Annotated in this window: 15 protein-coding genes; 5 read left to right on the top strand and 10 right to left on the bottom strand. The window is 36.6% G+C overall.

Annotated features, from left to right (window positions below):
* Positions 1-60 precede the first annotated feature (60 nt).
* Together A2290_05660 and A2290_05655 are read right to left on the bottom strand one after the other, a co-directional pair.
* Complete coding sequence (locus A2290_05660) at positions 61-1,011, bottom strand: thiamine-phosphate kinase (GenBank protein OGC15805.1); 951 nt, start codon at positions 1,009-1,011, stop codon at positions 61-63.
* Positions 1,012-1,054: 43 nt separating this feature from the next.
* Positions 1,055-1,834 (bottom strand): hypothetical protein, encoded by a 780-nt coding sequence (locus tag A2290_05655; GenBank protein OGC15804.1) that lies wholly within the window; start codon positions 1,832-1,834, stop codon positions 1,055-1,057.
* Between the two features lie 199 nt (positions 1,835-2,033).
* Here A2290_05655 and A2290_05650 point away from each other — a divergent pair, with 199 nt between their 5' ends.
* Positions 2,034-3,569 carry a 2-isopropylmalate synthase gene (locus tag A2290_05650; GenBank protein ID OGC15803.1) on the top strand — a complete coding sequence of 512 codons (1,536 nt, stop codon included), beginning with the start codon at positions 2,034-2,036 and terminating at the stop codon, positions 3,567-3,569.
* Between the two features lie 460 nt (positions 3,570-4,029).
* Positions 4,030-4,434 carry a hypothetical protein gene (locus A2290_05645; protein OGC15802.1) on the top strand — a complete coding sequence of 135 codons (405 nt, stop codon included), beginning with the start codon at positions 4,030-4,032 and terminating at the stop codon, positions 4,432-4,434.
* A gap of 47 nt (positions 4,435-4,481) precedes the next feature.
* On the opposite strand, the gene A2290_05640 is transcribed toward A2290_05645, so the two are convergent.
* On the bottom strand, positions 4,482-5,141 hold the full coding sequence (locus tag A2290_05640; GenBank protein OGC15871.1) for a protein-L-isoaspartate O-methyltransferase: 660 nt from the start codon (positions 5,139-5,141) through the stop codon (positions 4,482-4,484).
* 169 nt (positions 5,142-5,310) lie between these two features.
* On the opposite strand from A2290_05640, the gene A2290_05635 reads away from it, so the two are divergent.
* On the top strand, positions 5,311-7,107 hold the full coding sequence (locus A2290_05635) for an ABC transporter ATP-binding protein (GenBank protein ID OGC15801.1): 1,797 nt from the start codon (positions 5,311-5,313) through the stop codon (positions 7,105-7,107).
* A 254-nt stretch (positions 7,108-7,361) separates the two neighbouring features.
* Complete coding sequence (locus tag A2290_05630; protein ID OGC15800.1) at positions 7,362-8,570, top strand: hypothetical protein; 1,209 nt, start codon at positions 7,362-7,364, stop codon at positions 8,568-8,570.
* 69 nt (positions 8,571-8,639) lie between these two features.
* On the opposite strand, the gene A2290_05625 is transcribed toward A2290_05630, so the two are convergent.
* A complete protein-coding gene (locus A2290_05625; GenBank protein OGC15799.1) occupies positions 8,640-9,410 on the bottom strand; it encodes a hypothetical protein in 771 nt (256 codons plus the stop codon).
* A complete protein-coding gene (locus A2290_05620) occupies positions 9,407-10,324 on the bottom strand; it encodes an ABC transporter (GenBank protein ID OGC15798.1) in 918 nt (305 codons plus the stop codon). The genes A2290_05625 and A2290_05620 overlap by 4 nt, the downstream gene beginning before the upstream one ends.
* Positions 10,325-10,585: 261 nt before the next feature.
* Here A2290_05620 and A2290_05615 point away from each other — a divergent pair, with 261 nt between their 5' ends.
* Complete coding sequence (locus tag A2290_05615; protein ID OGC15797.1) at positions 10,586-11,065, top strand: hypothetical protein; 480 nt, start codon at positions 10,586-10,588, stop codon at positions 11,063-11,065.
* 82 nt (positions 11,066-11,147) lie between these two features.
* On the opposite strand, the gene A2290_05610 is transcribed toward A2290_05615, so the two are convergent.
* From A2290_05610 to A2290_05590, 5 genes are all read right to left on the bottom strand, one after another.
* Complete coding sequence (locus A2290_05610) at positions 11,148-12,056, bottom strand: thioredoxin-disulfide reductase (protein ID OGC15870.1); 909 nt, start codon at positions 12,054-12,056, stop codon at positions 11,148-11,150.
* A gap of 20 nt (positions 12,057-12,076) precedes the next feature.
* A complete protein-coding gene (locus A2290_05605) occupies positions 12,077-12,487 on the bottom strand; it encodes a hypothetical protein (GenBank protein ID OGC15796.1) in 411 nt (136 codons plus the stop codon).
* Positions 12,477-12,812, bottom strand: a complete 336-nt coding sequence (locus A2290_05600; GenBank protein ID OGC15795.1) for a hypothetical protein — start codon at positions 12,810-12,812, stop codon at positions 12,477-12,479. Before A2290_05600 ends, A2290_05605 begins: the two co-directional genes overlap by 11 nt.
* Before the next feature lie 80 nt (positions 12,813-12,892).
* Positions 12,893-13,744 (bottom strand): 2-oxoacid ferredoxin oxidoreductase, encoded by an 852-nt coding sequence (locus A2290_05595; protein OGC15794.1) that lies wholly within the window; start codon positions 13,742-13,744, stop codon positions 12,893-12,895.
* Entirely contained in the window at positions 13,737-15,374 is a 1,638-nt protein-coding gene (locus A2290_05590; protein OGC15869.1) for a 2-oxoacid:ferredoxin oxidoreductase subunit alpha, read from the bottom strand. The genes A2290_05595 and A2290_05590 overlap by 8 nt, the downstream gene beginning before the upstream one ends.
* Between the last annotated feature and the right edge of the window lie 40 nt (positions 15,375-15,414).

The following is a 15,414-nucleotide window of genomic DNA, read 5'->3' as shown; positions in this document are numbered from 1 at the left end:
ATCTAAGGAGGGACTATTCATAAAAAACCTTACCTGACCAAGACTTTATGACCCATGACTTCAGTTTTTAAAATGCTCCCAACCTTCTTTTGTCTTCGTAATTTTTCCATTAAAATCAACAAGCTTTACGCCCCATGATTTTTTTGTTATCTCCCCTACAACTGCTATTTTAGTTTTCAACTTTGGAAGTTTTGAGAATTTACTTTTTGGAACTGTAAAGACTAACTCATATTCTTCTCCCCCATAAAGCGCATGGTTAAGTGTAGCCTCTTTGGCAATTGGGATATTATTGGTGAAAATTTTCGCATCTGTATTGCTCGCCTTGCAAATTTCCGTGACAGAACGAATAAGCCCATCACTTGAATCAATCATAGAGGAACAAATTTTTGATTTCGCAAGTTTTCTTGCATCAAACAATCGAATTTGACATTTGACATTTGACATTGCCTGTCTGTCCGGCAGGCGGGAAAATTGGAAATTGGCGGAAGAAGGTCCCCCAAACTCCCCCGTTACGCAAATCAGATCTCCAACTTTAGCGCCTGATCGCAATAAAAGATTTTCGCGTTCAACCTCCCCAAGAAGAGTAACAGATACCATAAGGTCTTTTTTTGAAGCGGTGGTATCTCCTCCCGCAATCTCTATATTAAACTTTTTTGCTAATTGAGAAATCCCGCGATAAAGTTCTTTTATATCTTCTATCTTAGTCTTTTGCGGAGCGCACAAAGTCAGAAGAACAAATGTAGGATATCCCCCCATCGCCGCAATATCAGAAATATTTGCGGCAAGAATTTTACAACCGAGATTGAAAAAATAATTTTTTAAAGCTTTTTTAGGTATCTTAAAATGGACATGCTCCACAAAAGCGTCTGTAGTAACCAATAAATATTGGAAATTTGACATTGGCAGTACTGCGGCATCATCCCCAATACCAACCACAACCTTCTTGTTTTTAGTTGATAATTTTTTAAATAATTCGATAAGTCCAAACTCACCTAAAAAAGAAAGATTCATACACTATAATTATAACATCAAAAAACAACTCTGAAGCAAAAACTTACCAACAGATCAATTTTAGATTTCTCATTGCATAATCCCCTTTTAATGCGCAAAGAAATTCTTTTTTTCCCGTACAATCATCTATTTCATAAACTGACAAAATATATCCATATGCACTTGACTTAATGCGCCTCTCTTCTTTAGGCAACCCGCTTTCGCTCTCTTTTAAATACATCATATTAGGAGGAATAGGTTTTGATTCTATTAAGTATTTTTTTTGATTATGTTCTACTACACCAGAAGAACCTTCAAAAACAAATTCCCCCATCTGAGATATATTGTCAACATCCCTTATCTCCAAAGTTATTTCTCTGTTAAAATTAAAAATGCTATGAGATGAAGAAATATCAATAAAAGTACCCCCAACCAAAAAAGAATAAACTCTCAAATCATTTTCAGGATAATTAATTTGATGTTCAAAAATAACTTTTTTATCATAAACAAACCCAATAGTCCCCTTATCAAGTCCTTTTCCTCGCACATAACTTACAAATAAACGAATTCTCCCAATTTTAGAAAGTGTAATATCCTGGCAATAAAAAACAGTCCTATCCCCGTTTTTCGAAATAGAAGAAATTTTTTTCATGTGCAACGTCTCTTCTGAAGTTTGGATCAGAGGAACAACCTCCCCACTTAAAAATCTAAATGAAGAAGATTCATTAGGACGAACAAATCTTGAACTTAAAGAGATATAAGGCTTCCAAGCAACTATAGGATTAGAAGTTCTCGATAAATACCAAGATCTAAAAGTTCTATCTACCGCACTTCGCATATGCATATATAATGATATCGTTTTAACTCCAAAATAATTTCAATAATTATTATAAGTGCAATAAAAAAATAAGATTTATCGCCCTGTTCAAAAGACTATGAAGGGACTGTTGCGAAATGTCACCCTGAGCTTGTCGAAGGGTGTGAAAAAGCTTAAAGATATTTCGGTTTAATTTCATAAAAAAGCATGATAAAATACAGACATTATGTCACGTAAAATTTTTATATTTGATACAACACTTCGTGACGGAGAACAATGTCCTGGGGCGTCTCTCAATAAGGAAGAAAAACTTGAAATTGCTAGGCAGCTTGCAAAACTAAATGTTGATGCAATCGAAGCCGGATTTGCAATTGCTTCTACTGGTGATTTTGATTCTGTAAAAACCATAGCACAAAAAATCAAGGGGCCTATAATTTGCAGCCTTGCCCGCGCAAAAAAAGAGGATATTCAAATAGCATATGATGCCGTAAAATACTCCGATAAGCCTCGCATTCATCTCTTTCTTGCAACTTCCCCTATTCATATGGAGAAAAAACTTCGAATGACAAAAGATGAGGTATTTAATACTGCCATAGAAATGGTCAAATTTGCAAAATCACTTTGCAATGACGTTGAATTTTCTCCCGAAGACGCGGGAAGATCAGACATCGCGTTTCTCAAAAAAATAATCGCGGGAGTAATCGATGCCGGAGCCAAAACTATAAATATTCCTGATACTGTGGGCTATATTTTACCATGGGAATTTGAATCTCTTATTTCAGAGATTATAAGGGATCTCCCGCAAATAAAAGAAAAAGATATAATCATAAGCGTTCATTGCCATAACGATCTTGGGCTTGCAACAATAAATTCACTTGCCGCAATAAAAGCAGGCGCTAATCAGGCGGAATGTACAATAAACGGGATAGGCGAAAGGGCAGGGAATGCCTCACTCGAAGAAATCGTCATGAACCTTAAAACACGCAAAGACTTTTTTAAATGTGATACAAACATAAATACAAAAGAAATTTATAAAACAAGCAGACTCGTATCAACCCTTACAGGACTGCTTGTCCAACCAAACAAATCCGTAGTCGGAGCAAATGCTTTCGCTCACGAAGCAGGCATCCATCAAGCAGGCGTCCTCAGGGCAAGGGAGACCTATGAAATAATGAACCCTGAAGATATAGGTTTAACAGAAAGCAAACTTGTCCTTGGAAAACATTCAGGGCGTAATGCTTTCACAGATAAATTAAAAGATATGGGATACAATCTTGAAGGAACAGAAATTGAGAAAGCCTTTTCAAGATTTAAAAATCTTGCCGACAAGAAAAAAGAGATTACAGATCGTGACCTTGAAGCAATAGTCGCGGATGAAGCATATGTTGAAAAAGAGGTTTTTTCAATTGAAAGCATTGAAGTAGAATCAGGAACAAATAAAAAACCAAAAGCAACTGTTGTTTTAAAACATAAAGGAACTTCCATTTCTGCGACAGAAACAGGAGCAGGCCCCGTTGATGCTGTATACAAAGCTATTGATAAAATTGTACAACAAAATGCAGAGAGACAAAATTTTGTTCCTTTACTAGTTGATTACATAATACAAGCTATAACAGGAGGCACTGACGCCCAAGGCGAAGTAAATGTCCGCATAAAAGATGAAAAAGAAAACATCTTTGTTGGTCACGGAGCAGACACAGACATAATCATAGCATCAGCAAAAGCTTATCTCTCGGCGATTAACAGGTTTGTCTGTTCTTAACCCCGATTTCATACCTGGGGAAATTTTCAACTTTCTGCTAGAATTCTGTTCGTCTATGAACCCCGATTTCCTAATCGGGGTGAATATTCGGGGTTAAACTATCCAATTTTATTATTTTTGCATAATCTTTATAATTACAGTATAATTCATATAACTCATGACTTATATTGTTACAAAAAACCGATGAAAAACAATAATTTTATAATATTTTTGATTTTATTCTTAAGTTTCCTGCTTTCTGGATGCTTTTTTTCCCCTAAAACAGAGGTTTTTTTTTTCAAAAGATACCGCTAAATATCCGTTAGGAGAGTATGTTGTTAAAGCATCAAATAGTAACTGCACTATAAATTGGCATATCAGTAAAACTAGTAATATAAACGGCAAAAGGCGCTTAGATGTAAGATATGAAAAATATGAGAACAACTCTTTTATTGCAACCAAGGATCTGCATCGAGCTATTTTGAAGGAAATATTTAAAAGATGGAAGGCTGAAGAGTTTGATTCCCTTATATGGGGTCCATTTTCAAAAGACAAAGATTATTCCTGGTGCGTGCCAATAGCAGTTGCCTCTGCCAACTCTCCAGAATATCAAGATTATAAAAAAAATTATCCACAGTCAAAGATGGAAAGCACAAATTCTATTTTTGTAAAACTGGCAAATAAAACCAAACCATACAAAGAGCTTAACAATCTATTTAACGAATTTGGCGCAAGAATAGAACTTAAATCCGTTGAAAAAGTTTTTAGTAAAAAAGTATCTGATTTGCCCTTCAAAGCTGAACTGAATAAAAAAGGTATTTCAGACAATGAAAGAGTTTTGTATGATGCGGGAATGACTTATTTCAAAATAGAAAAACAAAAGTAAATTATTCTAATTTGATAATATTAAATTCATTGGATATTGAAATTTGGTCACTTGCCATTTTCTGATTGCCATCCATATTTTCCAACAAGTGGAACAAACATACAAGGGATAGACTCTTCTTTTTTAAATGTGTCCCCTTCCCTCACAATTTTAGTAAGTGTTTGCATGTGCCTATCACCAATAGGGATAACAGCCGTGCCGAAATTAGGACTAAGTTGATTCTTCAAGTCCAAAGGGAAAAATGGGGTTCCCGCGGTAACAAGTATCTTATCAAAAGGAGCTTCTTTTGCAAAACCTACTGACCCGTCTCCAACTATTTCTTCAACATTTATACAACCAAGTTTGTTTAAAATACTTTTTGCTTTCTTAGAAAGTCTTTCTATCTTTTCTATTGTAAAAACCTTTTGAGCTAATAAAGAAAGAATTGCCGATTGGTAACCCGAACCTGTCCCTATTTCCAAAATTTTATCTTCTTCTTTAATGGTCAATAGCTCCGTCATAAGAGCAACTATATAAGGCTGTGAAATAGTCTGCCCGTAACCTATAGGCAGTGGGCCATCATCATAAGCCACGGGTTTTAATTTTTCTGGCAAAAAAAGCTCGCGAGGAATTATTTTCATGGCAGATAAAACTCTTTTGTCCTTTATTCCTCTTAATACAAGCTGTTCCTCCACCATCTTTTCTCTCAACTCTTTAAAATAATACATATGATTATGATCTTTCATATTTATCGCCTCTGCAGTTCCTGCAGTTTTTTCTAATCCACATTACCATATAATAGTTGTATAATAAACATATGGACCCCGATAGTAGAGTGTTGGAAATTTTCTCAGGTATGAACTCCGATTTCCTAATCGGGGTTCATTTGGTTGAAAAATGCTGCAAATAAACAATCTGTCGTTATCTTTTTGTGGAGAACAACTTTTTGATGATATAAGTTTCAATATTCATAGCGGCGAACGGATAGGGATCGTTGGCCGCAACGGTTCAGGCAAAACAACACTATTTAAACTTATAACAGGAGAAATCCATCCTGATTCAGGGAGTGTCTCTACCCCCAAAAATTATACTGTCGGATATCTCAAACAGCATCTTAACTTTACTGAATCAACCATATTAGAGGAAGCTTCCCTCGGTCTCAAAAAAGAGGATAAAGATCAAATCTGGAAAGCAGAAAAAATTTTAAACGGCCTCGGGTTTTCCCAAGATGAATTTCATAAATCTCCTGCAGAATTTTCCGGAGGCTTCCAGGTTCGACTAAATCTAGCAAAAGTCCTTCTTGCTGAACCGCATCTTTTATTGCTCGACGAACCCACAAACTATCTGGACATCTTATCTATACGCTGGTTGACTAGATTCCTGGCACGTTGGGAAAATGAGCTTATGATCATCACACATGATCGTGATTTTATGAACAGCGTTACAACTCATACAATAGGGATACATCGCCAAAAGGTAAAAAAAATAGAGGGGGATACGATAAAGTTTTTTGAGCAAATCACAGTGGAAGAAGAAGTTTATGAAAAAACCCGCAGGAAAGAAGATAAAAAACGGGAAGAGACAATAGCATTCATCAATAAATTTCGCGCTCAAGCAGCTCGCGCCAGTCTCGTCCAATCAAGGATCAAAGCATTAGAAAAAATGGGAAAGAAAGAGGAGCTTAGAAAAATCTCCGAATTGGGGTTTAAGTTTAACTCTTTGGAATTTGAAGCAAAAAACCTTATGAATATTGAAAATTTATCATTCGGTTATTCTCCAGAACGGACATTAATAAAAAATCTCTCCCTTCATATTGGCAAAAATGACAGGATTTGCGTTGTCGGAAAAAATGGCAAGGGAAAATCAACCCTTCTTAGATTGCTGGCAGGAGAACTAAACCCCAATGAAGGAAAAATAACAAACCATCCAAACTGCAAAATCGGGTATTTTGGACAAACAAACATTGAACGACTCAATCCATCATTTACGATAGAACAAGAATTTTCCGCGTTGAGACCGGACTTGAATTATACCGATATTCGCAGGACATGCGGAGTAATGATGTTTTCAGGCAATGCCGCGCTAAAAAAGATTGCGGTTCTTTCGGGTGGTGAGAAAAGCAGGGTCTCTTTGGGAAAAATACTTCTTAACCCAACCAACATGCTACTTTTGGATGAACCGACAAACCATTTGGATGTGGAAGCATGCGATTCCATGATCACAGCCTTAGATGAGTTTCCGGGAGCGGTAATTATTGTAACTCATAGCGAAATGTTCCTTCATCATTTGGCTAAAAAACTGATAGTTTTTAATGAGGATCACGTATCTGTTTTTAACGGCACATATCAGGACTTTTTAGACAGGGTCGGATGGAAAGAAGAAGAAAAAAAACCAAAAAAAGCAAAAAAAGAACAAAAACAAAACCAAAAAAAATCAGAACAAGAATACCATAAAAGGCACAAGGAGCTTCTTGAAAACGTAAAAAAAATCGAAAAAAATATCGACAATGACGAATCCGTACTTGAAGCTGTAAACCTCAAAATAGCAAATTCTTTTGGGAAATTAAGGGGGGAGGAAATTGCCCAGCTTCAAATCAAGTCCCACAAGCATAAACAAGATGTTGATGAGGGATATAAAAAGCTAGAGACCCTAATCGCAGAATTAGACGAACTTGATAAATTAAAACCACTATAAAGATTCAAATGAACCCCGATTGTTCACAATAAAACCAGAAACTAACCCCGATTATCATAATCGGGGTGAAATTTCAACCAAAAGAGTTGTTTTATTTTTATAATATAATAAAGCAATCGTCAAAAAATCAAGCTCCTTTTCAACCTTGACACTAACTACAACTACATGCTTTAATTATGTATAAAAGCTTAAAAAGCATTGTCCGCGCATCACAAAGAAAATCCTCAGTCTCAAATTAACTGGAGGCAGGTGGAATGAAAAAAGCGTCAAAATTGTCGCTGTTAATACCCATATTGTTTTTTGTTTTAACTATATGCGGTTGCTCTTCTACAACATTAACAGTAAGCCTTACAGCCTCCCCTTCTTCTGTTGTTGTCGGTAAAACGGCAACAATTTCCTGTAGCGCATCTGTCACATCAGGGTCAAGTTCATCAAGCGTCTCTTCTGAAAATTTTACCTACTCATGGAGCGCGAACGGAGGGACTTTTTCAAGCACGTCATCAAACCCCGTCACGTGGACAGCCCCCTCAACCCCAGGGACATATCAGATAACTGTCAGAGCTAGCAATAGATCAGTATCAGGCTCAAATTCCTTAAATATCATTGTTGTATCCAGCACCCAAGAATCAGATCAATCTCCTGTAATAACAAGTCTTACAGCAACCCCTGCAACAGGAGTCCCCGGATTCAGCTCAACGCTCACATGTATTACAGCAGGAAGCAGTAGCAGTTCAACAGAGACAACAACCTCACTATCTATAACCTGGACGGCAGACGGAGGGACACTCTCAAGCAATACAGGAAAAACAGTCTCATGGACTGCCCCTACAACAGAAGGGACTTATACAGTAACAGTCTCCGTAAGCAATGGGACATATGTAACAATCGGAACCTTGAAATTGATTGTTTCAAGTTCAAGCTCTTCATCTGTAATAAAGATAACAAGCTTAAGTTACACTCCCACAACTTTGTATGGAGGAGATGTCGCAACCCTTACCTGCAGCGCAACAGACTCAAGCAATTTGGAGTTAACCTACTCATGGGCTGCAACATCAGGAACACTTGCAACGACAACCGGATCATCAACTACATGGACATCTCCAACGACAGAAGGGACATATCAGGTTATATCCAACGTTTCAGATACAGCAGGAAATACAGCCTCAGAAATATTAAGTATTGTAGTAAAGAAAAAAGTTGATCCTCCCGTAATAAACAGCATAACAGCTTCATCTTCTACTGTGACAATAGGAAATCAAATAACCCTCACATGCAGCGCAACAGATCCAAACAACCTGACTTTAACATACGCATGGAGCGGAGAAGGAAGTTTTTCTGAAGCAACAAAAGCACAAACTACTTGGACAGCTCCCGATACAACAGGCTCACGACAGCTAACAATTACCGTAAGCAACGGAACACTTACAACAACAGGCAATATTTTTATATCTGTTACAAATTAACCCCGAGTGGGATAATCGATCGGGCTTAAAGGTGTTAGGTTTAAAAAATCACGAAATATCCTAAGTTTGCTACTTAATTATCCTTCGTTTCATGAGAAATAAAGCCGCAAAAAAGGCTATAATGCCTGGAACAATCAAAGCAAGAAAATGCCAAATCAAATTTGGATAGACTATTCCCATAAAAAGAGCTCTTGATATTATTACCGCGTGAGATAAAGGAATAAAGTTTGACGACAGTTTAATTATATCCGGCATTTTATCCAAAGGGAAAAAAACTCCGGAAAAAAAGAACATGGGGGTTATAAATAAAGTTGTGTAATAACTAAAAAAATCGATATGAGGTGCAAAAGAGGTAATTATCATACTAAAAGAAGAAAAGACAAACCCTACCGATAAAATAAGCAAAAAGAGGAGAATAACAATAATAGGGTTTGTTGGAGCAACTCCAAGAAATAAGGAGACAATATACATTAATACCCCGCTAATTCCCGCACGCGTCATCCCCCATGCGATCTCGCCGGCAACTATATCTTCACAAGAAACAGGAGTAACAATTAACGCAGAAAACAATTTTTCATGAACCATCCTGACAAAAGTGCCATACAAACATTCAAAAGTCGCAGAAAAAAGAGCCGAAATTATTATTACCCCCGAGGCCAAAAACTTAAGATAAGAGATTCCTCCAAACCCTCCGATATAAGAGCCAAGCCCGACTCCAAGCGCCAGTAAAAAGAAAAGGGGCTCCCCCAAACTCACAAGAAGGGTTGGAATAATATATCTCTTATAAGAAACAAGATTCCTCTTCCAAACATGGTAAATTCTATATGATAAATTCATCATTCAATAAGACCTCTTCCCGTCAACTTCAAAAAGACATCTTCAAGTGAAGCCTTCCTGTGCAATACACTCGGAAGTTTTAATTCCACAAGGTTGCGCATGATGGATAAGTCATCTTTTGAATATATGTACAGGGTGTCTCCCGCCCTTTCAAATTCGCACGCACAGGAATTTAATATGCTTTTTATTTCGCTGTCTTTATCTTCAGAAATCCGGATTTCAACAACTTCGTTTCCGATCTCCTGTTTTATTAAAACAGAAGGGATCCCTTCGATTAAAAATTTTCCATTGTGCATAATAACAATACGGTCACAAAGTTGCGCGGCCTCTTCCATATACTGCGTTGTCAAGACCAATGTTACCCCGTTTTGCTTTAACTTACGAAGTCTTTGCCAAATAAGATGCTTTGCCTGGGGATCAAGCCCTGTTGTCGGCTCATCCGCTATCATGATTTTGGGGTTGTTAAGTAAAGCGCGCGCAATTAAAAGCCGTCTGGCCATCCCGCCTGAAAGCTCATCAATTTTACTATTTGTCTTGCTCTCAAGCTCCACAAATTTCAAAAGATCAACAACCCTTTTTTTTGCCTCTTTACGCGGAATATCAAAAAATTCAGAAAAAATCATCAAATTTTCATAAGCGGTAAGCCCTCCATCAAGATTGGTCTCTTGAGGAATAACACCTGTTAACTTTCTGACTTCCCTATTATCGATAGTCGCGGGCATCCCCAAAACGGTCAATTCTCCTCCATTTTTGGGTGATACACAATGGATCATTTTAATAGTTGTAGTCTTCCCAGCTCCATTTGGCCCCAAAAATCCAAAACATTCCCCCTCTTTTATTTCAAAGGAGATCCCGTCAACGGCTGTAAAGTCTTTATATTTTTTAGTTAGATTTTTAGCGTTAATAACAACTGTCATAATAGATAGTATAACTTATTTTAGATTTATTAACAAAAATATCAAATGAGGTTTTTGATAAAATCTGACAAACTAATCTGAAATTTTATAGATAACCAATCGAAGAGACCCTATAAAGGGCTTGTTGCGTAATGATAGTTTTTGCAATTTGTCATCCCCGCGAAAGCGGGGATCCATCTTGTTTTTTGAGAAATAGATTCCCGTTTTCACGGGAATGACCATTACGCAACAGACCCATAAAATAAAAGGAGCTGATTTTAAATGTTAAGTGTAAGTCCAATAAGTTATGGAAATGTTTTGCCTTCAATCCAAAAACAAAAAGAAGATGTTTTTTATGATGAAGAAAAAAAAGTTGCTGGAATATACAAATTCATAGAAGAGCCAACTTCTCCAGATATAGGAATAATAATCTCTTCATTTAATGATCTTAAAGAGATCTCGCTTAAAATAAAAGTCCTTAGCGAAAATTCGAGTGATGATAAAACTATATTAATTTATGGATTTTCATTTATTGATACTAAAACTAAAACAAAAAAACAGAATGTCGTCATTACAATAAACACAAAAACAGGTGAAATAAAGCCAGAAGACAATGTTAATAAAACTGTTTTATTGGAAATCATCTCCGGAATATTAGAGACAGAATTAATGCCCGTTAATGCTGAAATAGATCCAAAAGATAAAAGTATTTTAATACAAATAAAAGACGTGTTAATCAAAGCATCTCAACGACCTAAATAACTCATTTGTATTGTGTTGTTTATTGCAAATGAAAATACAATAAACAACACAACAAATTAGTCATTAAGTCATTTTTAATTCTTCATTCTCTTTTTATAGTTAAATACCTATATGCGGCCAAAGCGGCTTTTGACCCTTCCCCTGCCGCGATTATAATCTGCTTATCAGGAATGCTTGTCACATCTCCCGCCGCGAAAATTCCCGGGCATGAGGTCGCAGATCCACAATTTACATTGATCTCCCCAATATCATTTTTTTCCACGCAATCTATAAAATCAGAATTGGGCATTAATCCGATTTCGACAAATATGCCTTCAACTGACAAAAGCCTCTCTCCCCCATAAGCCAGAACTTTCATCCCTTCAACAAACTTATCTCCAAAAATTTCTATTGTCTTTGCATCATTTAAAATTTCAACATTGGAAAACTGTTTAATCTTTTCTATCATCACAGTATCACCCGTCAGTTTATCTGCTATATTTATTATATAAACCTTTGGTGAGATTTTCGCAAGAGAAATCGCCGCATCCAAAGCGGAATTTCCTCCTCCGACAACAGCCGTATTTTTTCCGGCAAATACAGGGGCATCACAGGTTGTACAATAGGCAACCCCTTTTCCTGTAAATTCATTTTCTCTGGGAACATTTAAGGTTTTTGGTTTTTTCCCCGAGGCTACTATAATTGTTTTTGCTTCTATTATCTCTCCGTTTGAAAGCAAAGCTTTAAAGCCCTTTTCTTTTTTCTCAACTTTAACAACTTCCATCCCTTCTAAAATATCAAATTTATATTGTTCAAGATGGTTCCTGAATTTTTGCACAAGATCAGGCCCTGTTATAAACTGGTATCCTGTATAATTTTCTATATTAGAAGACCATGCCGCCTGTCCCCCTATATCTTTTGATACTATGCAAAGAGAAAGCCCTTTACGCGCGGCATAAACAGCAGAAGTTATACCCGCAGGCCCCGCACCTATGATTAAGATATCTTTTATTGCATTCATTTTTTCTCGATTTAATTTAAGATTTTATTCTTAATAAACACAGATAATTGCTCTGTCAAACCTACTGCCTCTTTGGCTTGATCATGTTTTGCAAGAGGATAATGAGAAGGATATTTTAATGGAATATAATAATTATTTAAAATTCTGCAAGCATCTTCATGTTTTAAAAACTCTTGATCCTTATCTGAAAACTTAGCGCAATCTTTCAATAAAACAACTAGGTCATGAATTTTCTTGTATTTTATATTTTTAAAAATCAAATAAGCTTTTAAATATTTTTCAACAGCATCATGGCATAGCAAACACATTTGAGAGTAAAAATCATTGAATTCTTTCAGGAAAACTTTTGCAAAATAAAAATCAGAATCAGAATCAGCTCTTTTAATCCATTCAAGAACAACATTGGAAGCCTTACTTTTCATAAACAATCTTCCCATGTTCTAATATGTCTTTTACGAAAACATCGCCATCTTCAATTCTATTTTTTATTTCACTTGGTGTATATACAAGAAAATCCACAGGAAATTCATGGTCAACAAAACAATCTATATCTTTCATCCTATCCCAAGGGTTTTTAGTGGTTTTCTTTATTACCATAATATCAATATCGCTTGAAGCATTAATTTTACCGGTAGATAAAGAGCCAAAAAGAATTATTTTTTCTGGAAAATAACCCTCTCTTATCCTGTCAACAATAGATCTCAATGCATTATTTGCAAGCCTTAATTTTTTATTTTTCTTCTGCATATTTTTATTATATTATAAATAATCATCCGGCTCAATCTTTCGTTTTGCGCCATGTAAAATCTAACCTTACAGAGTTTTTTTTAGATATTTATTAAATTTCCAAGCTTGCTGAAATCCACTTCTCTCTTATACAAAGGCTCTTTGTTTAACGAATAAGCAGGCAGATTGTCTTCAAATGTTTTTTTCTTATCGTTTATGTAAAAAATGCCGAGCGGAAATTTTTCTGTTTCCAAAGACCGTTTAAAAGCCTCAACCCTGTCTTGCGGATTATAATTGTCTTCCAAATAGTAAGTATGATCCTTAAACCATTGAAAAGTATTTATCTTATTGAAAGAAATGCACGGTTGAAAGATATCTACCAACGCATAACCTTTATGCAAAATCGCCTTTTTAATTATCTCTTTTGTCTTGTCAATATCAGCCGAAAAAGCCCTCGCAACAAAAGAGGCTCCCAAAGATATTGCAACAGCTATCGGGTTAAAAGGCTCTTCAAAGACACCGTCAATCTGGATTGGGGTCTTAAATCCATCCTGGCTTGTTGGAGAAGCCTGTCCTTTTGTCAACCCATAAACCATATTATTATGAACTATGTTTGTAATATCCGGATTTCTTCGTATGGTATGGATAAAGTGGTTCCCCCCTTCTCCATACATATCCCCATCCCCGCCTTCAGCAATAACTGTAAGATTTGGATTGGCAGCTTTAATCCCCATAGCAGGAGGAAGAGCCCTTCCATGCAAACCGTTAAAAAAATTACAGTTTAAATAATGCGGGATTTTCCCTGCCTGGCCAATTCCCGAAACGATAACCAGGTTTTTTGGCGCAATCTCAAGTTCAACCAAAGCATCTTTAAGCGCGTTTAATATCCCAAAGTTCCCGCACCCTGGACACCAAGCAATTTCCGTCTTGCTATCGTATATATTTTTATCCATTTGACACCCTTTGCATTATTTCTTCGACCGAAAACGGCAAGCCATCATATTTTAGGATCGCATCTTTTATGACAATGCCCGTCTCTTTTGCAATCAGTTTTCCAAATTGAGCTGTAGCGTTATTTTCAATAATAATTGTTTTTTCCGCTTTTTTAATATAATCAACTATCGAATCATGCAAAGGATATACCTGTTTAAAATATAGAAAACCAAGATCATTTCTTCCAAGCTTTTCAATTGCTTCTTTGATAATTAAATAAGTCGATCCCCATCCTATTAAAAGTGTCTTATAATCATAACTTCCAATTAATTCAGGAGGAAAAATCTCGCTTTTTATCATGTCAATTTTTGAAAGCCTCTTATTGTTCATGCTCGTCCTCACAGCCTGGCTCTCTGTAATATGGCCGCTTTCATCATGTTCATCGCTGTCTACGCAAACAAGCCCCTCCCCAAATTGAGGAATCCCACGGGGAGAAATTCCGTTTTCTGTCATTTGATATCTCTTGTAATCCACCCCTGTTTCTTTGATAAAATGCTGGTTTTGAACATTAGAAAGATCAAAAGGCTTTATATTATAGTAGGAATCAACTAAAAATTGATCTGTAAGGACAAAAACAGGCACCTGATATTTATCCGCCAGATTAAACGCTTTTTGGGTAAGATAAAATGCGTCTTCCAGATTGCCTGGAGTTAAAATTATCCTGGGAAATTCCCCATGCCCGGCATATAAAGCAATATTTAAATCTCCCTGTTCTGTTCTTGTGGGGAGTCCTGTCGCAGGCCCTGGTCTTTGCCCTAAATGGATAACTATTGGCGTTTCTGTAATGCCTGCAAGACTCAATCCCTCCGTCATTAGATCAAATCCGCCTCCGGCAGTTGAAACCAATCCGCGAGCTCCCGCATACCACGCCCCCAAATTCATGTTCATCGCGGAAATCTCATCTTCCGCCTGCTCAACAACGATTCCAAATTCATGCTCCTGCGAAGCCAAATAGGTAAATACTCCCGTTGACGGAGTCATGGGATATGCCGCAATAAAATTACATCCGCCGGCAAGGGTACCCATTGCCACAGCTTGCGCCCCATTAATTAAAGTGTCATTTTTATCTGCTTTTGGTTCTATTTTTATCTCAATCTCTAAAGAAAGCTTCTTTCCGATTTCAAAACCTTTGTCTGCCGCTTCTTTGTTTTTTTGAACAACTTCTTCACCTTTTTTAGAAAATTTCTTTTCTATAAGATTGTAAAAAGTTTCGCGATTGATGCCAAATAAAGCCGCAAGGGTACTTGCCGCAATAACATTGGAATAGACCACATCCCCTATCTTCTTTGCCTCTTCTGTAAAATCCTCCTGGATGATAAAAGTTTCTTTTGAAATTCTCTCTCCGAGATGATCTACAGCTTCTTTTATTAAAGGGATAAGGATATCGGTTCTTTTGATATAAGCGGAAACGGGTTTTTCTGAAACTCTGATTTGGATGGAATTTGCACCGCCGCGAACACGGGACATATACTCTTTTGTGCAGAAGATATAAAAGCCAGCAGATTTTAGGGCTTCAATCAAAAGAGTTTCAACAGTTTGGATCCCCTGACCTGCTTCTCCGCAGATAACAATGGATATTTCATCTTTTATCTCGTTAACAGTCATAATTCTCTATCAGATTATCATACAT

It is taken from the genome of candidate division WOR-1 bacterium RIFOXYB2_FULL_36_35 (genome assembly GCA_001771505.1).
Taxonomy (GTDB): domain Bacteria; phylum Margulisbacteria; class WOR-1; order XYC2-FULL-46-14; family XYC2-FULL-37-10; genus XYB2-FULL-36-35.
This window is presented reverse-complemented; position numbering and strand designations above follow the sequence as displayed.